The following is an 18,194-nucleotide window of genomic DNA, read 5'->3' as shown; positions in this document are numbered from 1 at the left end:
TAAGCCCATTAGCGCCGATGGTACTACAATCGTGGAAGAGTAGGTCGTCGCCTTTTTTAAAGCTCTTTAGTAAATACATACTAAAGAGCTTTTTTTATATAATAAATCCTCAACAAATATCTTTTTGTTGAGGATTTTTTTTGCTTTATACTTTATTAAGCTTTATGTATTATAAATACTGTTACAATTTTGCTTTTGTTCGTCTTTTTTGAAACAGAAGTTATTAATGGTTATTATTCAAAAACGATATAATATCAAATGATATATGAATAGAGTATAAATTAATGTAATATTAAATGTTCTTGAGAAAAGAAACAGGATTTCTCTTTTGGATGATTTAAAGAGAGATAAGAGATTTATTAATACATCTTATGGACTAACATCTTTTCTAAAAAAAAATGTAAGTATTACTATATAAATAGACTTATAGGTGGATTAGTTTTTAAATTCAATTAATTTATCTATTTTAGTTTCCATGAATAATATTATCGAATCTACTTTAATTACACTTCAAAAGTCCAAATCATTATTAACTCTTTTATCTAACGATGTATTATGTGATAAATCTGTGTCTCCTTATTTCTCTAGTGTTGGAGGGCATGTAAGACATATTTATGATTTTTATGATTGCATATTAAGTACAAATGATAGCGGGGCTTACGATTTAACCAATAGGAAACGTATAGCAGTGATTGAGACTTGTTGTGATTCTGCTTTAGATTATTTTAACAAACTAACTGATAAGATTGAGTCTCTAAATAGAAAAGGAAACGAGATTGTTACTGTTATTGATGATTTAGGAACTGGAAAAATAGAAATGGAATATACTTTTAGTGCTCTATTGGCACAAGCAAATAGTCATGCCATTCACCATTATGCAATAATAAGTTATATTCTAGATAGACTTAATGTAACAATAGAAGACCCTGACTTTGGTTATAACCCTACTACACCTAAGCCTGCTGTTTCTACTTTAAATTAAAGACGCTTTTTTTATTTAAACATGCTATCCATTATAGTTTTAATACCTCTAAAAGCAAAATAAACAGCTCCTATGCAGGCTAAAATGGCTAGAACTAAAATAGGTATATATAACGGCTTTTCTTGATTGCTAAAAGCTATATAAATTAGTGTAGGACCTAAAAACATTAATAAAAGCGAAAGCCCCATTTTTTTTAATCCATTTACTAAAACGTCTTTATTTGTTCTTTTAGTTTCCATTAGTATAGTTTTCTATAGCAGTTCGTACATTTTTATTCTCTTCAAGTAATTTTTCTGCGTCTTGCCTGTTTATATTAAGTTCAGACATTAGCATTTTTACACCTCTATCTACTAATTTATTATTACTTAATTGCATGTCTACCATTTTATTGCCCTTAATTCTACCTAATTGAATCATAGTAGCAGTAGTAATCATATTTAATACTAGTTTTTGAGCTGTTCCAGCTTTCATTCTAGAACTTCCAGTAACAAATTCCGGTCCTACAATAACTTCTATTGGGTATTGTGCTGTTAAAGATAACGGACTGTTATGATTACAAGTAATACAACCTGTAATAATATTATTAGCATTACAATGTTCTAAAGCACTAATAACATAAGGTGTTGTCCCAGATGCGGCAATACCAATAACGACGTCTTTGTTTGATATATTATGAGATTGTAAATCTTCCCAACCTAAAGAGGTTGAATCTTCTGCAAATTCTACAGCTTTCCTAATCGCTATATCACCTCCAGCAATTAAACCAATAACCAATTCATAAGGTACTCCAAAAGTTGGTGGACACTCCGAAGCATCTACAATACCCAAACGCCCACTTGTTCCTGCACCAATATAAAATAAGCGACCACCATCTTTAAGTTTACTTATTACTTGCGTAATGAGTGTTTCAATTTGTGGTAGCGCTTTTTCAACAGCTAAAGGAACGGTTTTATCTTCAGTATTTATATTAGTCAATAACTCATTAACGCTCATTTTTTCTAAATGATTGTACTTAGAGTCTGTTTCTGTAGTTTTTGTGAAATTCATAAGTCAAAAATACAATAAATAACAGAACTTTATTAGCTCCAAATAGATTCCTGTTTGTTTAGGGATGATAATAGTATAGAACTAAAAAGGTTAAATAGTATTACAATTTGCGTTAATGATTACTCATCCATTTTATTTTGGAAGAAAGCATGATTACTTTGCAGTCGCAGCGGCATCTTTTTGTTTTTTTCAACAAAAGATATAGCGGATAGCACGACCCTTGTGGTAACTCCTAAAAGAATAAAATTACTCTACGGTATAAATAATTTCGAATGCTTGAGACACTCTAAAATAACCTAAAGGAAAATTATCTGGATTGGTAATATTTACACAATTACCTCGCACTGTTGCGGGTTGAGTTTGAAAAGGTCCACCATCGGTTTCCGTTTGTTGTAACAGTAAAAACATGAATTCGTAAAAACGTTCTGTTACACCATAATTTCTAATAATAAGCTCATCTCCTGCTTGTAAATCTTCATCGCTATAGAATGCAAAAATCTCATTACCATCTACAAACTCATCTTTGTAAGCTTCAAATTCTGGTGTAATAAGTGCAGGATTTTGTACTTCAAAAAGATAATAATTATCAATATTCGCTGGATCTGTATAAAAGGCTTTTATTTCTATTTCGTCTCCTGTAAAGCCACCATCGTTATTTTGCTCTATAGAATTTACTGGAACAGTAGATTTTAACACTTCTGTACCTGTGTAAGTTTCTCCGTTATACGTTATGGTTAGCGTGTAGGTTTCATCTATTTCGGGGACAAAATTAGAGGTTCTATAAATACCTGTAGCACCTTCTTCGGTAAAAACAAAGGTGTTATTATTAGTATCTGTTACGGTTACTGTTGCATTATTGGCTGGAGGCACTTCTGTATTAAAATAAGGTGCAGATAGTGTTAGTATAATACTTTGTTCGTTGCCAGCTGTACCATCAAACCAATTTAAAGAGGCATCTATAACCAATTTAGGTGCTGCATTTGGTACTTCTACATCTATAACATCTTCGCAGGACCAGACTAGAAGACTTAGCGTGATTATGTAAAATATATTTTTCATTGTCTTAAAATTTAAAGTTGTAGGTTACTGATGGGACAGCACCAAAAATGGCAAAGCGTGTAGCCTCGTTACGACCAGTTGTTGTGTTTTGAGAAAAAGAAATAGAAGCTGCATTTCTACGATTGTAAACATTGTAGACACCAAATACCCAATAGCTTCTCCACTTTTTAGCTTCATCTTGTTTTGGGGTGTAGGTTGCTGAAAGATCTAAACGATTGTACGATGGTAAACGGGTTGCATTTCTATCGCTAAAGTTTGGAATACTTATACCATTATACACATATTGTCCGTTTGGAAACGTTGTAGGTTGTCCTGTTTGAAACAGGAAATTCGCATTAAATTTCCATTTATCGTTAAAATCGTAACTGCTAGTAATGGAAATATCGTGGGTTTTATCGTAAGGTGTATTGTACCAATTACCATTATTTATGCCTAACTCGTTAGCAGTACGTCCTTCGGTTTGTTGTTCAGATTTAGATAGTGTGTATGCAAACCACCCTTTTAAACGGCCTTTATTTTTTCTAAATAAAACCTCTAATCCGTATGCTCTGGCACGACCATTTAAAATAACCTGCTCTATGGCATCATTAGCAATTAAATCGGCACCATCTATATAATCAATTCTATTTTTTATGGTTTTGTAAAAACTTTCAATTTCTAGCGAATAGGTATTATCCTTAAAGCTTCTAAAATAGCCTACAGCAAATTGATCTAACAATTGCGGTTTTACATATTTACCACTCGGTGTCCAAACATCTAATGGTGTTGGGGAACTGGTGTTAGAAAGCAGATGTAAATATTGGCTCATTCTATTATAACTCGCCTTTACAGATGCGTTATTACCTAGTTGATAGGCTGCAGAAAAACGCGGCTCTACATTAGCAAAAGATGCTATGACATCGCTGCGTTTAAAAGATTCTGTACCTATTGGTGTTGCTTTCTCGTAGATTTTAATGTCGTCATTAAAGGTTACTGCTTGGTCGTTTTCGTAAATATTTAATTCATCCTGCCCTAAGCGTAAAAAAGAACTAAAGCGTAAACCGTAAGATAATGTTAGTTTATCGGTTATTTTATGTTCTGCATCAAAATATACTGCATTTTCAAAAGCATATTTATCTATCAATTTTTGTGCGTTTATACCCGAAGTAGGCGTAGAGGGCTCAATTTCTCCAGGATTAAATGTGTAATAAATACTATTTATACCGTACTGTAATTTTATTTTATCGTTTAAGTAATGTTTTAAATCGTATTTAAAATTGAAGTTTCTAATACCAGAATTCCAATTAAATTCAACAAAATCAAGATTTAGTCCGTAATAATAATCTGAGTAAATTAAAGACATATTAGAGAACAGTTTATCTGAAAATAAATGATTCCATCTAAAATTAACAACCGTATTACCATACGTGTTTTCAAAACTGTCCGATAAGCTAAACACATCTCTACCAAAATAACCAGATAAGTAAATATTGTTTTTATCGTTTAGTTTATAACTCAATTTTGTGTTTAAATCGTAGAAATAGGCTTTATTATCAATATCAAATAAAGGTAAAAACAGGTGCGCGTAAGAGCTACGCCCACCAAAGAGAAAAGAACCTTTGTCTTTTTTTAATGGCCCTTCTGCTAATAATCTACTGGCTACAATGCCAATACCACCATTCATGTGAAATTCTTTACTATTCCCTTCTTTCTGATAAATATCTAAAACCGAAGATACACGACCACCGTAACGTGCCGGAATTCCACCTTTATATAATTTTAAATCCTTTATAGCATCTGGATTAAATACAGAGAAGAATCCGAAAAGGTGAGAAGAGTTAAACACCGTAGCTTCATCTAACAATATTAAGTTTTGATCTGCTGCACCACCACGAACATTAAAACCCGAAGCCCCTTCACCAGCATTGGTAACACCTGGTAATAGTGTAATGGCTTTAATAACATCTGGTTCTCCTAAAACAACAGGAATCTCTTTTATAGTTGTAGAAGAGAGTGTATTAACACTCATTTGTGGCTTCTTTATATTTAATTTTTCTACATCTTCAGTAATAATAATTTCATCTAAACTTTCTGTAGACTCTATTAAACTAAAGTTACGTTTAGTGTTTTCATTTAGAGTTATAACTTCAACTTTATCCGAATAGCCTAAGTAGCTTATAATTACTTTATAATCGCCTTTAGGTAGCGTGATGGAGTAAAATCCATATTCGTTGGTAATGGTTCCAGTTTGTAGTTCAGGGATAAGAATGTTAACACCAATAAGGGTTTCATTACTTTTGTCTTCAAGAATAGTACCGCTAAGCGTTACTTTATCTTGCGAAAAGCTAAACATACTACCCATGCAAAGACACAAGAATAGTAGTTTTTTAAGATGATTCATTTAGAGTGGTTTAGTTTTTACAAATTTATCGAAATCGTAATTTTACATCACAGTCTTTAACATATTTTTGGGCGTTTCTTTACAAGTATTTAAACCTTTTATTAGGTTTTAATACTTATAAAGTCAGGCTTTCGGCAGTCGCTCTTTACAAGGAGCTCCAACAAAGCCTCAATCCTTAACGCATTGCCAAAGGGCAGTGATTATTAATTAACGTATTTACTTTCTGCTAAGTATGTAACTATTATTATTTATCTGTTATTAGGAGGGTGTAGTAATCTATTTAAAGATTTTAAAACAGGAGCTTCTCGATACAATTTTATTGCGTTACACTACATAAAATCACTCGAAGAGACAACATTGTTATAAAACAAAATTACTACGTCAGTTTGAGTGATTCCGAAGTATGAGGAATTGTATTGAGAACCTTATAGAACTTAAATTACATAACTAATATAAATAAAAAAGGCTCCTAATTAGGAGCCTCTTCGTTGTTTGTTGTTTTATTGCTTAGCTTAATATGCTATTAAGTGTAGCACTTGGTCGCATAGCTTTATTTATTAAATCCTCTTTAGGCTCGTAATATCCACCTATATCTACAGGATTACCTTGTATATCATTTAATTCTGAAACAATTTTTGCTTCGTTATTTGCTAATTGTTTTGCTAAAGGTGCAAATTCTGCAGCTAAATCAGCATCCTTGGTTTGTGTTGCTAAAGCTTCAGCCCAGTACATTGCTAAGTAGAAATGACTTCCTCTGTTGTCTAACTCTCCAGCTTTACGAGATGGTCCTTTTTTGTTTTCTAATAAACGCTCTGTAGCATCATCTAAAGCATCACCTAAAACTTTAGCTTTAGGGTTATTATTTACTAAACCGTAATGGTCTAATGATACCGCTAATGCTAGGAATTCTCCTAAAGAGTCCCAACGTAAGTGATTTTCACTAGTAAATTGTTGTACGTGCTTTGGTGCAGAACCTCCAGCACCAGTTTCAAATAATCCACCACCATTCATTAGTGGTACAATAGATAACATTTTTGCACTTGTACCAACTTCTAAAATTGGAAATAAATCGGTTAAGTAATCACGTAAAACGTTTCCTGTAACAGAAATTGTATCTTTTCCTTCTTTTATTCTCTCTAAAGTAAATTCTGTTGCTTTGATAGGGGATAAGATTCTTAAATCTAATCCTGTTGTATCATGGTCTTTTAAATAGGTATTTACTTTCTTAATTAACTCAGCATCATGTGCTCTATTCTCGTCTAACCAAAATACAGCAGGAGTTTGTGATGCCTTAGCTCTTGTTACTGCTAATTTTACCCAGTCTTGAATTGGAGCATCTTTAACCTGGCACATTCTCCAGATATCTCCAGTTTCTACAGTATGTTCAGTTAGTGTATTTCCTGATGCGTCTACTACACGAACAGTACCATTAGAAGCAATTTGGAAGGTTTTATCATGCGATCCATACTCTTCAGCTTTCTGAGCCATTAACCCAACATTTGGTACTGTTCCCATTGTTGTAGGATCAAAAGCACCGTGTTTTTTACAGAAGTCTATAGTTGCTGTGTAAATACCTGCATAACTACTATCTGGAATTACAGCTTTTGTATCTTGTTGTTTTCCTTCAGCATTCCACATTTGTCCAGAGGTACGAATCATTGCTGGCATAGAAGCATCAATAATAACATCACTTGGTACATGTAAGTTAGTAATACCTTTATCTGAGTTTACCATAGCTAAATCTGGTCCGTTTTCTAAAGCAGCATGTATATCTGCTTGTATTTCGTTACGCTTAGCTTCTGGTAATTCGTTTAAATTGCTTAATAAGTTTCCAAAACCGTTGTTAACATCTACACCTATTTCTTCAAACGTTTCACCATGTTTAGCAAATACATCTTTAAAGTAGGTACGTACAGCGTGACCAAAAATAATAGGATCACTTACTTTCATCATGGTTGCTTTCATGTGTAATGAAAACAATACATTATTAGCTTTTGCATCTGCAATTTGAGTTTCTAAAAAGCTTAGTAAAGCTTTTTTACTCATTACAGTTGCATCTATAATTTCCCCTTGTAATAAGGCTAAGTTATCTTTTAATGTTGTTACGGTTCCGTTAGCATCTACATGTTCTATTGTAACAGTAGTTGCTTCGCTAATTGTAACTGATTTTTCATTATGTGCAAAATCTCCAGCTTCCATTGTAGCAACATGAGATTTAGATTCGCTAGACCAAGCCCCCATAGAATGTGGGTTTTTCTTAGCATAATTTTTTACAGCTTTTGGCGCACGTCTATCACTATTTCCTTCACGCAATACTGGGTTTACAGCACTACCTTTAATTTTGTCGTAACGAGACTTAATCTCTTTTTCTGTATCGTTTTCTGGCTCGTCTGGATAATTAGGAATCTCAAAACCTTGAGATTGTAGCTCTGCTATAGCTGCTTTTAATTGCGGTATAGAAGCACTAATATTTGGTAGTTTTATAATGTTAGCTTCTGGTTTTTTTGCTAATTCTCCAAGAAATGCTAAATCGTCTGAAACACGTTGATCGTCTTTTAAAAAATCTGGAAACACAGCTAGTATTCTAGCGGCTAAAGAAATGTCTCTAGTTTCTATGTTAATTCCTGAAGGTTCAACAAAAGCTTTTACGATTGGTAAAAAAGAACGTGTAGCTAAAGCTGGTGCTTCATCTGTTTTTGTATAGATAATTTTTGGTGCTTGTGACATATATAAAATACTTTTATTTAAAATTTTCGTGTTGCGAATATACGAAATTCAAACAGCATTTTAAAGAGACGTCCTTGTCAACGCGCTCTATTGTTAAGATGATAATTTTTAGGGGGTTAAATTATGAAATCGATAATTTTGAGGTAAAAAAAATCACAGAATATCAATGTTATAATGAGATAATAGACCTAAGGCATTGGTTTTTGAAAATTTAGCGCCTTTTAATCTGTTAATTTCTGGATTTATACTAATATTTTTTGAAGTTAAAAAATCTACTTTTTCTAAAATAGAATTGTCAAAAACAGCTTTATATAAATCGCATTCATCAAAAGTTGATGCTGTTAAATCTGTATTAGTAAAATCGGTTTGTTGTAATTTACAGTTTTTAAAGATTGTTGCTTTAATTTTTAGGTTGTAAAACGAAGATAAATTTAATATACAGCTGTTAAACTCTACCGAAAATAAAAAAGGGTTACAATCTTGAAATGGAACTCCTAACAATTTGCAGTTATTAAAAATAACATCTTTAAAGGCAGTGTTTTTAGTTTTTGTTAAACTTAAATTACAGTCTATAAATTCACATTCTAAGAACGAAATCATAGCTAAATAGCTTTCATTAAAATTACAGTTTATAAAGGTACAATTGTCGTACTCTCCTTTAGGTAAAGCTATTGTTGTATAGTCTTTATTTTTAAAGGTTTTATCTGCTATAAAGGGTAGGTTCATCTATTATTATCATTTTTATTAAACTCAATTACTTAAGTGTAAGAGGCTAATAACTGTTTACCAAAGTGTAAATAACACTTTGGAATTTACACTACATAAACTTAATTAATTATTATATTTTTAGTTTCTTCAATACATGATTAGCTATGTTGTAAATAACATAAATAGGCTAAGCGTTTTATATATAGCAAAAGTTGAATTATATCGGCTTTATACTTTGGTTCTATGTTATTTACTAGTGTTTACTTTTTTTATTATTTCAGTTCTATGTTTTATTCCCCAATCTATAACTTCTCCTATTAAGCTATCTAAGGTTTTACCATGCTCGGTTAAAGTATATTCAACAGTAATTGGCTTTGTATTTTTTACTGTTCGAGTTATAAGCTTATTTAGTTCTAATTCTTGTAAATCACTGGATAGTTTTTTTGCAGCTATTCCGTTAATGGATCTTTTTAATTCCATAAATCGCATTGTGCCTCCGCGAAGCAACGTACCAATTATTTGTATTTTCCATTTACCAGATAACAATTCCATTGTATCACTAATAGCTCGTAATTGCCTTACACACTCTGCAGATAAAGGTTCTTTTAGTTGTACTTTCATTTTAAATAATTATATAGTTTCTTTAAGGAAATCACTTTCTTTTTTATAATTAGTATCAAAAGTAAACTACTTTAATTAATTTTGTACTATTAAAAACAAACTTTATTATGAACACTAAAACATTTTTAACAATTCATGGAGTAATTTATGTAATTTTTGGGTTAGGATTATTTTTTATACCTAATCTATTATGGCCAAATTACGGACTTGAGTTAAACGATAAATACTCTGTTTTTTTATCGCAGCATACTACAATATTTCTAATGGGCATAGGTATTATTAGTTTATTATTTAGGGATGTAGAAGAGCAAAGTATTTATGCAAAGAAAATTTTAACTGGCTTGTTATGGACAAATATTTTAGGAGTAATCATTACTCTTTATGCCATATACGAAGGCATTTTTTATGGGTTTGGATGGTCTGACCCAGCATTTTTTGCCTTGTTATCTATTTTAAGTTATTTAAAATTAAAACAAAATAAATAATCATTTAAAAAAAATATTATGAGTACACAAAAAATTTGGGATTTACATTTAAAGTATGACGGTCCTGTTACGCAAGAATTTATGGAAGGGAATAAGCAATTAGCAGAAAGTATTGCCGAAGAAGAAGGGGTTATATGGAAAATATGGACGTATGAAGATGGTACAAATCATTTTGGGTCAACTTATTTGTTTAAGAATCTAGACTATTTAAAAAAATATAGAGAAATGCATATTAAGAGATTAAATGCTATTGGTATAACAGACATTACGGATCATGTTTTTGACATTTTTGAAGATTTAAGTAAAATTGATAATGCTCCAATTGGTTAAAAAACTATAAGTAATAATAGAGCTTTGGAGTGTCAATTTTATTGTATTTTAAGGCTCTTTTTTAATAGAAAATTTAGCTGTTTTTTCTTATTTAATAAAGAAAATATTTAACAACGCATATTATGCGTGCTATTATATATTACAAAAGCCATAATATTATAGTATAACACTATAGTATTATGGCTTTCTTTGAGATAACAAACAACTGACCTATTTAGCTTTCGCTAACTCAATCCAAAACTTTCGTTTTACATTTTTTCAATTCAAAAGTTGTTATTTCAATGACATATTTTATAGCTTTCAAAATGTATTGACCTGCTCCTAAAATATATCGATTCATTGTTTTTCTTGATGCTTTTTACTTGTTCTTCATTTTCATGATACTTAGCCTCTAAAGCATTGCTTATATTATAATTGTTTCTTTCGTTTCAATTACTTTTTTAAGCTTTCGGTTTTACTAGTTTTTGTCTGTATACACATACACTACTTTTTAAAACGTCATGGTTTTAAAATATTACCATTTTAAAAACCTCAAAAAACAATAAGTAAAGAATAAATCTTCAGATAGAATCTAATTCAAATTAGGTTTTAACACCTTAACCAACTTGCGTTGTATTTAAATTCTTTGTCTAAAGTAAAATATATTATTAAAAAAATAAAATTTTTAACCAATTAGTTATCAACTTGTTATGAACTTGCGTTATTAACAAAAGTTCATAACTAAAAAAGCCTGCTTTAAAAAAAAACAGGCTTTTATAATTATTTAAGAAAGGGATATTACTTTCTTCTAACTTCTTTAATTCTAGCTTTCTTACCAGTAAGTCCTCTAAAGTAAAATATTCTAGCTCTACGAACTTTACCTTTTTTGTTTACTTCGATTTTCTGTAATGCTGGTAAATTTACTGGGAAGATACGCTCTACACCAATAGTTCCAGACATTTTTCTAATTGTAAATGTTTCAGAAGATCCACTTCCTCTTCTTTGGATTACTACTCCTCTAAAGAACTGTGTACGTGATTTTTCTCCTTCACGAATTTCGTAGTATACAGTAATTGTATCTCCTGCCGAAAATTCTGGTAATTCTTTTCTTGTTACAAACTCGTCTTGTACAAATTTAATTAAAGATTCCATCTTTATATTTTTTTTAAAGTATTGATTCAGAGCAACATTCACGTATCTCGCCAGAGGTTAATCCGAAATTGGGTGCAAATATAGGTAAAAAAGTTAAAAGTAATGCGCTATGGGTATTAAGTTTTTTTAGAGATTAAAACTGTAGTTTTAATGTAAAATATATTCTAAACTTTTTAAAGGCTATAAACGGATTACTTTTAGTTTGTAGTTATTCATCTAACAAATCTGGTCTACGTTCTTTGGTTCGCTTATATGCTTGCTCTTCTCTCCATTTTTCTATTTCTGGAAAGTTTCCGCTAAATAATAACTCTGGTACTTTTAGGCCTTTATATTCTCTTGGTCTTGTATATATTGGTGGAGCCAATAAGTTATCTTGAAACGAATCGGTTAGGGCTGAGGTTTCATTACCTAATACGCCAGGGATTAATCTAATTATAGAATCGCATAGTACTGCAGCACCTAACTCGCCTCCAGACAATACATAATCGCCAATAGAGATTTCTTTGGTTACAAATAAATCGCGAACCCGTTGGTCTACACCTTTATAATGCCCACAGAGTATAATTATATTTCCTTTTAAAGAGAGTTGGTTGGCTATACCCTGGTTTAGGGTTTCTCCATCTGGGGTCATGTAAATTACCTCGTCGTAATTGCGTTCTGCTTTTAAACCTGTAATACATTTGTCTATAGGCTCTATAAGCATTACCATACCTGCACCACCACCATATTGATAATCGTCTATGGTTTTATAATTATCTGTAGTGTAGTCTCTTAAATTATGAAAGTGGACTTCTACCAAATTTGCTTCTATAGCTCGTTTTAAAATTGAAGCTTCAAACGGGCTTTTTATTAACTCTGGTAAAACGGTAATTATATCAATTCTCATGTATCATCTTTATAAGACTGCAAAGATAATTTAATTGTTTATTAGTTTTTGCTAAACTCATCTATAAAAGTCCTGTAAAAGTGTATTAAAGGTTCAATTACTTGTGTCCAGTCTGAAAACTGTACATGATATTTAGTCTCTAAAGTATAGTGTGTCTTATTATAATAACCAGTTATACTTGGTTCAAATAATGTATTGTTGGCTATTGTATTTAATAGTTGCATGCTTTCATTATTTTTAATGAAACTTAGCATGTTAGGATTAGGACTTTTTAATTTAAAACGCTCTTTTGTTTTAGAAAACAGTGTAGACAAATGACTTTTTGTAGTTAACTTAAAGTTTAATGATTGTTTAGAGACTAAAAATTGGGTTGTAATTCTAGCGGCATAACTGGTTCCTGTTTCGTTTATAATAATAATGTCATGACCTTTATGACTTATTTTAAGATGGTATATTACTTTGGGGCTTTTAATACCACCGCCTATGGAAATGTCGTTATCTTTATAAGATAGTTTTCCATTTTCCTGTTTAGCTATTCTTATAAATTCACTTTTTACCATATATTATGTTTTATGTAATAAGTAGTAGTTTTGGCAGTATTGTTACAGAAAATAATTATATACCTTAACTAATAATATAAAATAACTACTAGTTAAGGTTTATGGTATTTATACTACTATTCCTTAGGAGGTGAATATGGTAAATTTGAGTCTTGTAATATAATGCGAATATTACCGTTATCATCTTTTTTATAGCCAAAAGAGTAATTAACTTTTAGTTCTGGGTCGTTGGTTTGGCCTTTAAAAAAGTAGTGTCCCATGGCTACAGCAGAATCACCATTAATTATTGGGTCTGCAGCATTTTCCCAGCGTACATTGGTCCAAGGCGTTAATGCAAAACCTTTGTCTTCTGGAAACGTATTATTCCCTCCAATAAAATAAGAGAGAGCTCCTTCAAAGGTTAATCTAAATGGAGTTAGGTAAGCCAATGTAGGCTTAAATAAAACAACACCATTTTGGTAAAAATAAAAAGTATTGATGTGGTCTATAGCTGCTTGTTTATAATCTCCTTTATTTATATATACTTTTCCTATTTTAACAATACCATTGCCCCAACCTTCTTGAGCCTTAATGATGTCTTCTTTTGTAATTTCATTCATTTGTTTTTCTTTTTTAGGGGTTAATTAGTATTTGTAAATTTCTCACTCCCTGTGAGTTATAGTAAAACTAGTTGTTGCTTTCCATTTCTTTAAGCGTATAAACCCCTGTTTTTTAGTCTAGAAATAATAAAAGTTAAACTTTAAAATATATTAGAAGGACACTATCTTGGTTTTTATTAGTTTTGCACACTTTAAAAATTGAAAAAATAATATGATTACAGTAGATGGTTTAGCAGTAGAGTTTAGTGGCACAACATTATTTAGTGATGTCAGTTTTGTTATTAACCCTAATGACAAAATTGCCCTTATGGGAAAAAATGGAGCAGGAAAATCTACTATGATGAAGATTGTTGCTGGCGCTCAAAAACCTACACGTGGTAAGGTAAGCTGCCCAAAAGATACTGTAATAGCTTATTTACCACAGCATTTATTAACAGAAGATAATGCTACTGTTTTCGATGAGGCCTCTAAAGCATTTAGTCATATTTTTAAAATGCGTGATGAAATGGAGGCTCTAAATAAAGCTCTAGAAACGCGAACCGATTACGAGAGTGACGAGTACATGAAAATTATAGAAAAAGTGTCGGAGCTTGGAGAACGTTATTATGCTTTAGAAGAAATAAATTATGATGCCGAAGTAGAAAAGGCCTTAAAAGGTTTAGGGTTTAAGCAAAGCGATTTTACCCGATTAACAAGCGAGTTTAGTGGAGGTTGGCGTATGCGTATAGAATTGGCTAAAATTCTATTACAAAAACCAGATTTAATTTTATTAGATGAGCCCACCAACCATATAGATATAGAGTCGGTAATATGGTTAGAGGACTTTTTGGTTAATAAGGCCAATGCAGTAATGGTAATTTCTCACGATCGTGCTTTTATAGATAATATTACTAATAGAACGGTAGAAGTTACTATGGGACGTATTTACGATTATAAAGCTAACTACTCTCATTATTTACAATTACGCGAAGAGCGCCGTAGTCACCAAATAAAAGCTTACCAAGAACAACAGAAGTTTATTGCGGATAATATGGCATTTATAGAGCGTTTTAAAGGGACGTATTCTAAAACCAACCAAGTAGCTTCGCGAGAGCGTATGTTAGAAAAGCTACAGATTATAGAAATAGACGAAGTAGATACTTCTGCTTTAAAATTACGTTTTCCTCCTGCACAACGTTCTGGTGATTACCCTGTAACAGTAGAAGGTTTAACAAAAACCTATGGCGACCATATTGTATTTAAAGATGCTAACTTATCTATAGCAAGAGGGGAGAAGGTCTCTTTTGTGGGGCGTAATGGTGAAGGGAAATCGACTATGATAAAATCTATTTTAGGAGAAATAGATTTTGAAGGTAAATGTAATCTAGGACATAATGTACAAGTTGGTTATTTTGCGCAAAATCAAGCTGCTTTATTAGATCCAGATTTAACAATATTTCAAACGGTAGATGAGGTTGCAAAAGGCGATGTACGTACACAAATAAAAAATATTTTAGGTCGTTTTATGTTTAAAGGCGATGATATAGATAAAAAGGTTGGTGTATTGTCTGGTGGAGAAAAAACCAGATTAGCTATGGTAAAACTATTATTAGAACCTGTTAATTTGCTAATTTTAGATGAGCCTACAAATCACTTAGATTTAAAATCTAAAGATGTCCTTAAAGAGGCTTTATTAGGTTTTGATGGCACTTTAATTTTAGTATCACATGATCGTGACTTTTTACAAGGGCTATCTCAAAAAGTTTTCGAATTTAAAAACCAACGTGTTATTGAGCATTTCGAAACTATTGATGCTTTTTTAGAGCGTAATAGAATTAAGAGTATTAAAGAAATGGATTTGTAACTCCACGTTTTTATTCAATTTTTATTACTGTATTTATGTTTTAAGGTTTAGAAACTTTTACTGTATAAGTCGCTACAACATCTCCATTAACTTTTAAATGAACATCATAAGTACCTTTATGTTTAAATTTACAGCGTAACGATGTAATATTGTCTGTGTTGGTAGTAGCGTCAATTTTTAAAGCAGTTTCTTTAGCTCCAATATAATAGACTAAAGCTACCTTTTTTGTAGTTTCAAAATCAAGGGATTTAAAACTAAATGTAACACTATCGTTTTTACTTATAAATTGGTTCATGTGCTGTGGGGCAATTGGTAGTATATTATGTTTATACGTTTCTGTGTAAACTAAAGGAGCGTTTGTAAATGAAGATGCTGTTATAGTATTGTTAAGTGTCCATTTTTGTAGTAATGGAAAATGACTTTTTCCAAATAAAATAGGAGGAGTTAAAAAATAGCCATCATTATACGCTTTTATAAAAGTACCATATTCATCTATATAGCCACTAGACCATGTAGCATCGCATAAATACCATTTGTTATTTAATTTTACAGCATTCCACGAGTGGTTTTCAGATTCTAGTGTATTAATATTTGATTCTACGTCTCTTCCATAACCATTAATAATAACACTTTCTATATTGGCTAAAAAACATAATTCACTAACTAAATAGGCATAGCCAGTGCATATTGTTTTTTTGTGATTAAGTAACCTTTTAAAAGTTATTCTTTTGTATTCTTTATTCCATTTAGTTAAAGCAATACTGTCGCTTTTTAGTTGTTTTCTTTTTTTTAAAACGGTGTTTTGTTGTTTATAGTCTCCTTTAATATTATCGCATACCCATACATATATGGCTCTAAGTTTTTCAACATCGGTTTGTAAAGTATGGGTTAAGTTATATGCTAGTAAAGGTAGATTTTCTACACTTGTTCCTTTATTTAACTTAGCAATATTTTCTGCTCTAGTAAAGTCTACAGATTTAAAATCGGAGATTTGAGAAAAGAGACAATTATTAAAAACTATTATAAATAGAATGTGTAGATACGTTTTCATTATGTTATGTATAGTGTATTATTTTTTTGAGCTGTACACTTTTTTTACAGCAACTTTACCGATCACAACACATGACATTTCATCTAGGTTTACTTTTAAAGAGATGTTTAAAGTTGCATCTTTATCCTCAATAGTTATTTTTCTAGATTTATAACCAATAGTATTTAAAATTAAAACGTCTCCTTTTTTTAGTTGTTTAGGAAATTTGAAATAGCCATTAAAATCACTTTGAGTTCCAATATTTGTGCCTTCTAAAAGGATATTAACCCCAGGCATTAGTAATCCGTTTTCGTCATTTATAGTTCCTTTAACAGTAATGTTTTCTTCGTTAATGGTATTTTGAAATTTAGGCGGAATGGTATTTAGAGTATTATCTTGGCTTTTAATATTTTGAGCACCAGCTTTACTAAAATTAAAAAGAGAAATAATTGCTAGCCCTATGCCACTTATAAAACTTATGTTTCTTCTTTTTTCTACAGTAGGCGTGTAGGTTCTTAATTGCTCCTTATTAAATCGGCCACAAGTATTTTTAGACGCTTTAGTTTTAAAATAATTAATAGTTTCTTCTGCACTCATTCCTGTAAAATCGATAACTTCATGTTTACACGAACCACAAAACCCTCCATTTTTTGTAGGTGTAAAATCATTAAAATCTTTAGAGCAAGGTGTTTTTATATTTAAGTTAAATGGACTGTTCATAGGTATCTGTTTTAGTTATACTTCAAAATTAAAACTTAAGGAGCTAGAATAAAATATAGAATGAGTTAACGTGCCATTTTAATAAGTGAAATAACCTTGTTGATTAGTAAACAAAATTTGTAGTAAATAAATGCCTTTGTCTTCTATAATTAACAAAATGAGAAGTAAAATTAATGCTTAGGTAATTTTACCTGTTTTATCAATACTAGTAAAATCTACCTAAAAAAAAGCTTTCTGTTGTTGGACATTTGTAATGTAATCTAAAGAGTAGAATATTTAATTAAGTCGCTACTATCATTACTTTTTAGGTTGCAAAGGCAGAACCCGAAAAGCCTAATATTAAAATAGAGTAGGGCAATTCAAAAACCAAAAATTATGGCAACGACTTATACAGTAGATTTTAAAAATAGTACAGACGAAACATGGACTTTATGTGTCTATCAAGAATTACCAGACTCACCAGGATTAGATAGCGTATCATGGCAGCAAACAACAGTGCCTAGAAGTGGTACTTCTGGAGTACAATGGCAAATACAGTACTATGCAGGTGTTGCAGGTTATAGACAGAGTGGGGGAAAAGGTGTTTATAATGCTACACAAATATTACAAACAAACCTTGGAAAAAAGTGGCAATGTCAATTTAAGGATGGTGTACAACAGTTATTTGAAGATGGAAATACAACTGAAGGTCAGTTATTAATTTCTAACCAATCACAGAGGTTAGCCAACCTAGCAATAGGCATGGATAAAGAAATAGCTTTAGTAAAAAAAGATGTTTATAGTGGAAATAGTGCACAATTTGTAGCTAAACCAAAATATTATGTTGCATTATTTAAAGATTTGGTGAGAGGAGAGGTTATTTCTGGGAATCAAGTGCATGGACCATTAGAAGTTGTATTTGCAGGAGGCCAAATCGCTAAAATGTATGAAGCAAAAATTGAAGGTGACATATTTGTATTTCAAGAAGTAGGAACAGATAATAGAGTTGAAGCTCCTTATGCAGATGTACAAAAGCGTGTTAAAATGCTTAACGGTACTTTATAAAACAGAACAGTACTTGTAAAGACATCTAAACAATATTATAGT

General features: G+C 31.2%; 18 protein-coding genes. 5 read left to right on the top strand and 13 right to left on the bottom strand.

Features of this window, described 5'->3' with window-relative positions:
- The first annotated feature begins 475 nt into the window (after nucleotides 1-475).
- Nucleotides 476-982 (top strand): hypothetical protein, encoded by a 507-nt coding sequence (locus tag ACVC08_RS03800; RefSeq protein ID WP_452601052.1) that lies wholly within the window; start codon nucleotides 476-478, stop codon nucleotides 980-982.
- A gap of 11 nt (nucleotides 983-993) precedes the next feature.
- Here ACVC08_RS03800 and ACVC08_RS03795 read toward each other — a convergent pair whose 3' ends face one another.
- The 7 genes from ACVC08_RS03795 to ACVC08_RS03765 form a co-directional block, all read right to left on the bottom strand.
- Nucleotides 994-1,221 (bottom strand): DUF6095 family protein, encoded by a 228-nt coding sequence (locus tag ACVC08_RS03795; RefSeq protein ID WP_452597173.1) that lies wholly within the window; start codon nucleotides 1,219-1,221, stop codon nucleotides 994-996.
- Nucleotides 1,211-2,029, bottom strand: a complete 819-nt coding sequence (gene murQ, locus ACVC08_RS03790) for an N-acetylmuramic acid 6-phosphate etherase (RefSeq protein ID WP_452601051.1) — start codon at nucleotides 2,027-2,029, stop codon at nucleotides 1,211-1,213. The genes ACVC08_RS03795 and murQ overlap by 11 nt, the downstream gene beginning before the upstream one ends.
- A gap of 246 nt (nucleotides 2,030-2,275) precedes the next feature.
- Nucleotides 2,276-3,088, bottom strand: coding sequence for a DUF4249 domain-containing protein (locus tag ACVC08_RS03785; RefSeq protein ID WP_452601050.1), 813 nt, complete (start codon nucleotides 3,086-3,088; stop codon nucleotides 2,276-2,278).
- 4 nt (nucleotides 3,089-3,092) lie between these two features.
- Nucleotides 3,093-5,468 carry a TonB-dependent receptor gene (locus tag ACVC08_RS03780; protein WP_452601049.1) on the bottom strand — a complete coding sequence of 792 codons (2,376 nt, stop codon included), beginning with the start codon at nucleotides 5,466-5,468 and terminating at the stop codon, nucleotides 3,093-3,095.
- Nucleotides 5,469-5,975: 507 nt separating this feature from the next.
- The gene (locus tag ACVC08_RS03775) at nucleotides 5,976-8,195 is read right to left on the bottom strand and encodes an NADP-dependent isocitrate dehydrogenase (RefSeq protein WP_452601048.1); all 2,220 of its coding nucleotides are present in this window, start codon (nucleotides 8,193-8,195) and stop codon (nucleotides 5,976-5,978) included.
- 153 nt (nucleotides 8,196-8,348) lie between these two features.
- A complete protein-coding gene (locus tag ACVC08_RS03770) occupies nucleotides 8,349-8,921 on the bottom strand; it encodes a pentapeptide repeat-containing protein (protein ID WP_452601047.1) in 573 nt (190 codons plus the stop codon).
- Between the two features lie 228 nt (nucleotides 8,922-9,149).
- A complete protein-coding gene (locus tag ACVC08_RS03765) occupies nucleotides 9,150-9,524 on the bottom strand; it encodes a winged helix-turn-helix transcriptional regulator (RefSeq protein ID WP_452599291.1) in 375 nt (124 codons plus the stop codon).
- A gap of 107 nt (nucleotides 9,525-9,631) precedes the next feature.
- Between ACVC08_RS03765 and ACVC08_RS03760 the strand changes: the two genes are divergently transcribed.
- Both ACVC08_RS03760 and ACVC08_RS03755 read left to right on the top strand, forming a co-directional pair.
- The gene (locus tag ACVC08_RS03760; RefSeq protein WP_452599292.1) at nucleotides 9,632-10,009 is read left to right on the top strand and encodes a hypothetical protein; all 378 of its coding nucleotides are present in this window, start codon (nucleotides 9,632-9,634) and stop codon (nucleotides 10,007-10,009) included.
- A gap of 18 nt (nucleotides 10,010-10,027) precedes the next feature.
- Nucleotides 10,028-10,339, top strand: coding sequence for a monooxygenase (locus tag ACVC08_RS03755; protein ID WP_452601046.1), 312 nt, complete (start codon nucleotides 10,028-10,030; stop codon nucleotides 10,337-10,339).
- A gap of 777 nt (nucleotides 10,340-11,116) precedes the next feature.
- On the opposite strand, the gene rplS is transcribed toward ACVC08_RS03755, so the two are convergent.
- The 4 genes from rplS to ACVC08_RS03735 all read right to left on the bottom strand — a co-directional run bounded on the left by rplS (nucleotide 11,117) and on the right by ACVC08_RS03735 (nucleotide 13,515).
- Nucleotides 11,117-11,470 carry a 50S ribosomal protein L19 gene (gene rplS, locus ACVC08_RS03750; RefSeq protein ID WP_452599423.1) on the bottom strand — a complete coding sequence of 118 codons (354 nt, stop codon included), beginning with the start codon at nucleotides 11,468-11,470 and terminating at the stop codon, nucleotides 11,117-11,119.
- A gap of 208 nt (nucleotides 11,471-11,678) precedes the next feature.
- Nucleotides 11,679-12,356 carry a tRNA (guanosine(37)-N1)-methyltransferase TrmD gene (trmD, locus tag ACVC08_RS03745; RefSeq protein WP_452601045.1) on the bottom strand — a complete coding sequence of 226 codons (678 nt, stop codon included), beginning with the start codon at nucleotides 12,354-12,356 and terminating at the stop codon, nucleotides 11,679-11,681.
- Nucleotides 12,357-12,397: 41 nt separating this feature from the next.
- A complete protein-coding gene (locus ACVC08_RS03740; protein ID WP_452601044.1) occupies nucleotides 12,398-12,916 on the bottom strand; it encodes a hypothetical protein in 519 nt (172 codons plus the stop codon).
- A 116-nt stretch (nucleotides 12,917-13,032) separates the two neighbouring features.
- Nucleotides 13,033-13,515 carry a phosphoribosyl-AMP cyclohydrolase gene (locus tag ACVC08_RS03735; protein WP_452601043.1) on the bottom strand — a complete coding sequence of 161 codons (483 nt, stop codon included), beginning with the start codon at nucleotides 13,513-13,515 and terminating at the stop codon, nucleotides 13,033-13,035.
- Nucleotides 13,516-13,726: 211 nt separating this feature from the next.
- On the opposite strand from ACVC08_RS03735, the gene ACVC08_RS03730 reads away from it, so the two are divergent.
- Nucleotides 13,727-15,358: an ABC-F family ATP-binding cassette domain-containing protein gene (locus tag ACVC08_RS03730; RefSeq protein ID WP_452601042.1), complete on the top strand. Its 1,632-nt coding sequence runs from the start codon at nucleotides 13,727-13,729 to the stop codon at nucleotides 15,356-15,358.
- Nucleotides 15,359-15,398: 40 nt separating this feature from the next.
- Here the strand turns inward: ACVC08_RS03730 and ACVC08_RS03725 are convergent, their stop codons facing one another.
- Both ACVC08_RS03725 and ACVC08_RS03720 read right to left on the bottom strand, forming a co-directional pair.
- Nucleotides 15,399-16,409: a transglutaminase domain-containing protein gene (locus ACVC08_RS03725; RefSeq protein WP_452601041.1), complete on the bottom strand. Its 1,011-nt coding sequence runs from the start codon at nucleotides 16,407-16,409 to the stop codon at nucleotides 15,399-15,401.
- Between the two features lie 18 nt (nucleotides 16,410-16,427).
- Nucleotides 16,428-17,108: a carboxypeptidase-like regulatory domain-containing protein gene (locus ACVC08_RS03720; RefSeq protein ID WP_452601040.1), complete on the bottom strand. Its 681-nt coding sequence runs from the start codon at nucleotides 17,106-17,108 to the stop codon at nucleotides 16,428-16,430.
- 375 nt (nucleotides 17,109-17,483) lie between these two features.
- Between ACVC08_RS03720 and ACVC08_RS03715 the strand changes: the two genes are divergently transcribed.
- A complete protein-coding gene (locus ACVC08_RS03715; protein WP_452601039.1) occupies nucleotides 17,484-18,152 on the top strand; it encodes a hypothetical protein in 669 nt (222 codons plus the stop codon).
- Nucleotides 18,153-18,194 lie beyond the last annotated feature (42 nt).

This window comes from Pontimicrobium sp. MEBiC06410 (assembly GCF_053601615.1).
This window is presented reverse-complemented; position numbering and strand designations above follow the sequence as displayed.

Coding starts and splice junctions, on each gene's coding strand:
- ACVC08_RS03765 (WP_452599291.1), bottom strand. CDS start 9,524: ATGAAAGTACAACTAAAAGAACCTTTATCTGCAGAGTGTGTAAGGCAA.
- ACVC08_RS03735 (WP_452601043.1), bottom strand. CDS start 13,515: ATGAATGAAATTACAAAAGAAGACATCATTAAGGCTCAAGAAGGTTGG.
- ACVC08_RS03725 (WP_452601041.1), bottom strand. CDS start 16,409: ATGAAAACGTATCTACACATTCTATTTATAATAGTTTTTAATAATTGT.
- ACVC08_RS03770 (WP_452601047.1), bottom strand. CDS start 8,921: ATGAACCTACCCTTTATAGCAGATAAAACCTTTAAAAATAAAGACTAT.
- murQ (WP_452601051.1), bottom strand. CDS start 2,029: ATGAATTTCACAAAAACTACAGAAACAGACTCTAAGTACAATCATTTA.
- ACVC08_RS03780 (WP_452601049.1), bottom strand. CDS start 5,468: ATGAATCATCTTAAAAAACTACTATTCTTGTGTCTTTGCATGGGTAGT.
- ACVC08_RS03720 (WP_452601040.1), bottom strand. CDS start 17,108: ATGAACAGTCCATTTAACTTAAATATAAAAACACCTTGCTCTAAAGAT.
- ACVC08_RS03730 (WP_452601042.1), top strand. CDS start 13,727: ATGATTACAGTAGATGGTTTAGCAGTAGAGTTTAGTGGCACAACATTA.
- ACVC08_RS03800 (WP_452601052.1), top strand. CDS start 476: ATGAATAATATTATCGAATCTACTTTAATTACACTTCAAAAGTCCAAA.
- rplS (WP_452599423.1), bottom strand. CDS start 11,470: ATGGAATCTTTAATTAAATTTGTACAAGACGAGTTTGTAACAAGAAAA.
- ACVC08_RS03795 (WP_452597173.1), bottom strand. CDS start 1,221: ATGGAAACTAAAAGAACAAATAAAGACGTTTTAGTAAATGGATTAAAA.
- trmD (WP_452601045.1), bottom strand. CDS start 12,356: ATGAGAATTGATATAATTACCGTTTTACCAGAGTTAATAAAAAGCCCG.
- ACVC08_RS03740 (WP_452601044.1), bottom strand. CDS start 12,916: ATGGTAAAAAGTGAATTTATAAGAATAGCTAAACAGGAAAATGGAAAA.
- ACVC08_RS03775 (WP_452601048.1), bottom strand. CDS start 8,195: ATGTCACAAGCACCAAAAATTATCTATACAAAAACAGATGAAGCACCA.
- ACVC08_RS03760 (WP_452599292.1), top strand. CDS start 9,632: ATGAACACTAAAACATTTTTAACAATTCATGGAGTAATTTATGTAATT.
- ACVC08_RS03715 (WP_452601039.1), top strand. CDS start 17,484: ATGGCAACGACTTATACAGTAGATTTTAAAAATAGTACAGACGAAACA.
- ACVC08_RS03755 (WP_452601046.1), top strand. CDS start 10,028: ATGAGTACACAAAAAATTTGGGATTTACATTTAAAGTATGACGGTCCT.
- ACVC08_RS03785 (WP_452601050.1), bottom strand. CDS start 3,088: ATGAAAAATATATTTTACATAATCACGCTAAGTCTTCTAGTCTGGTCC.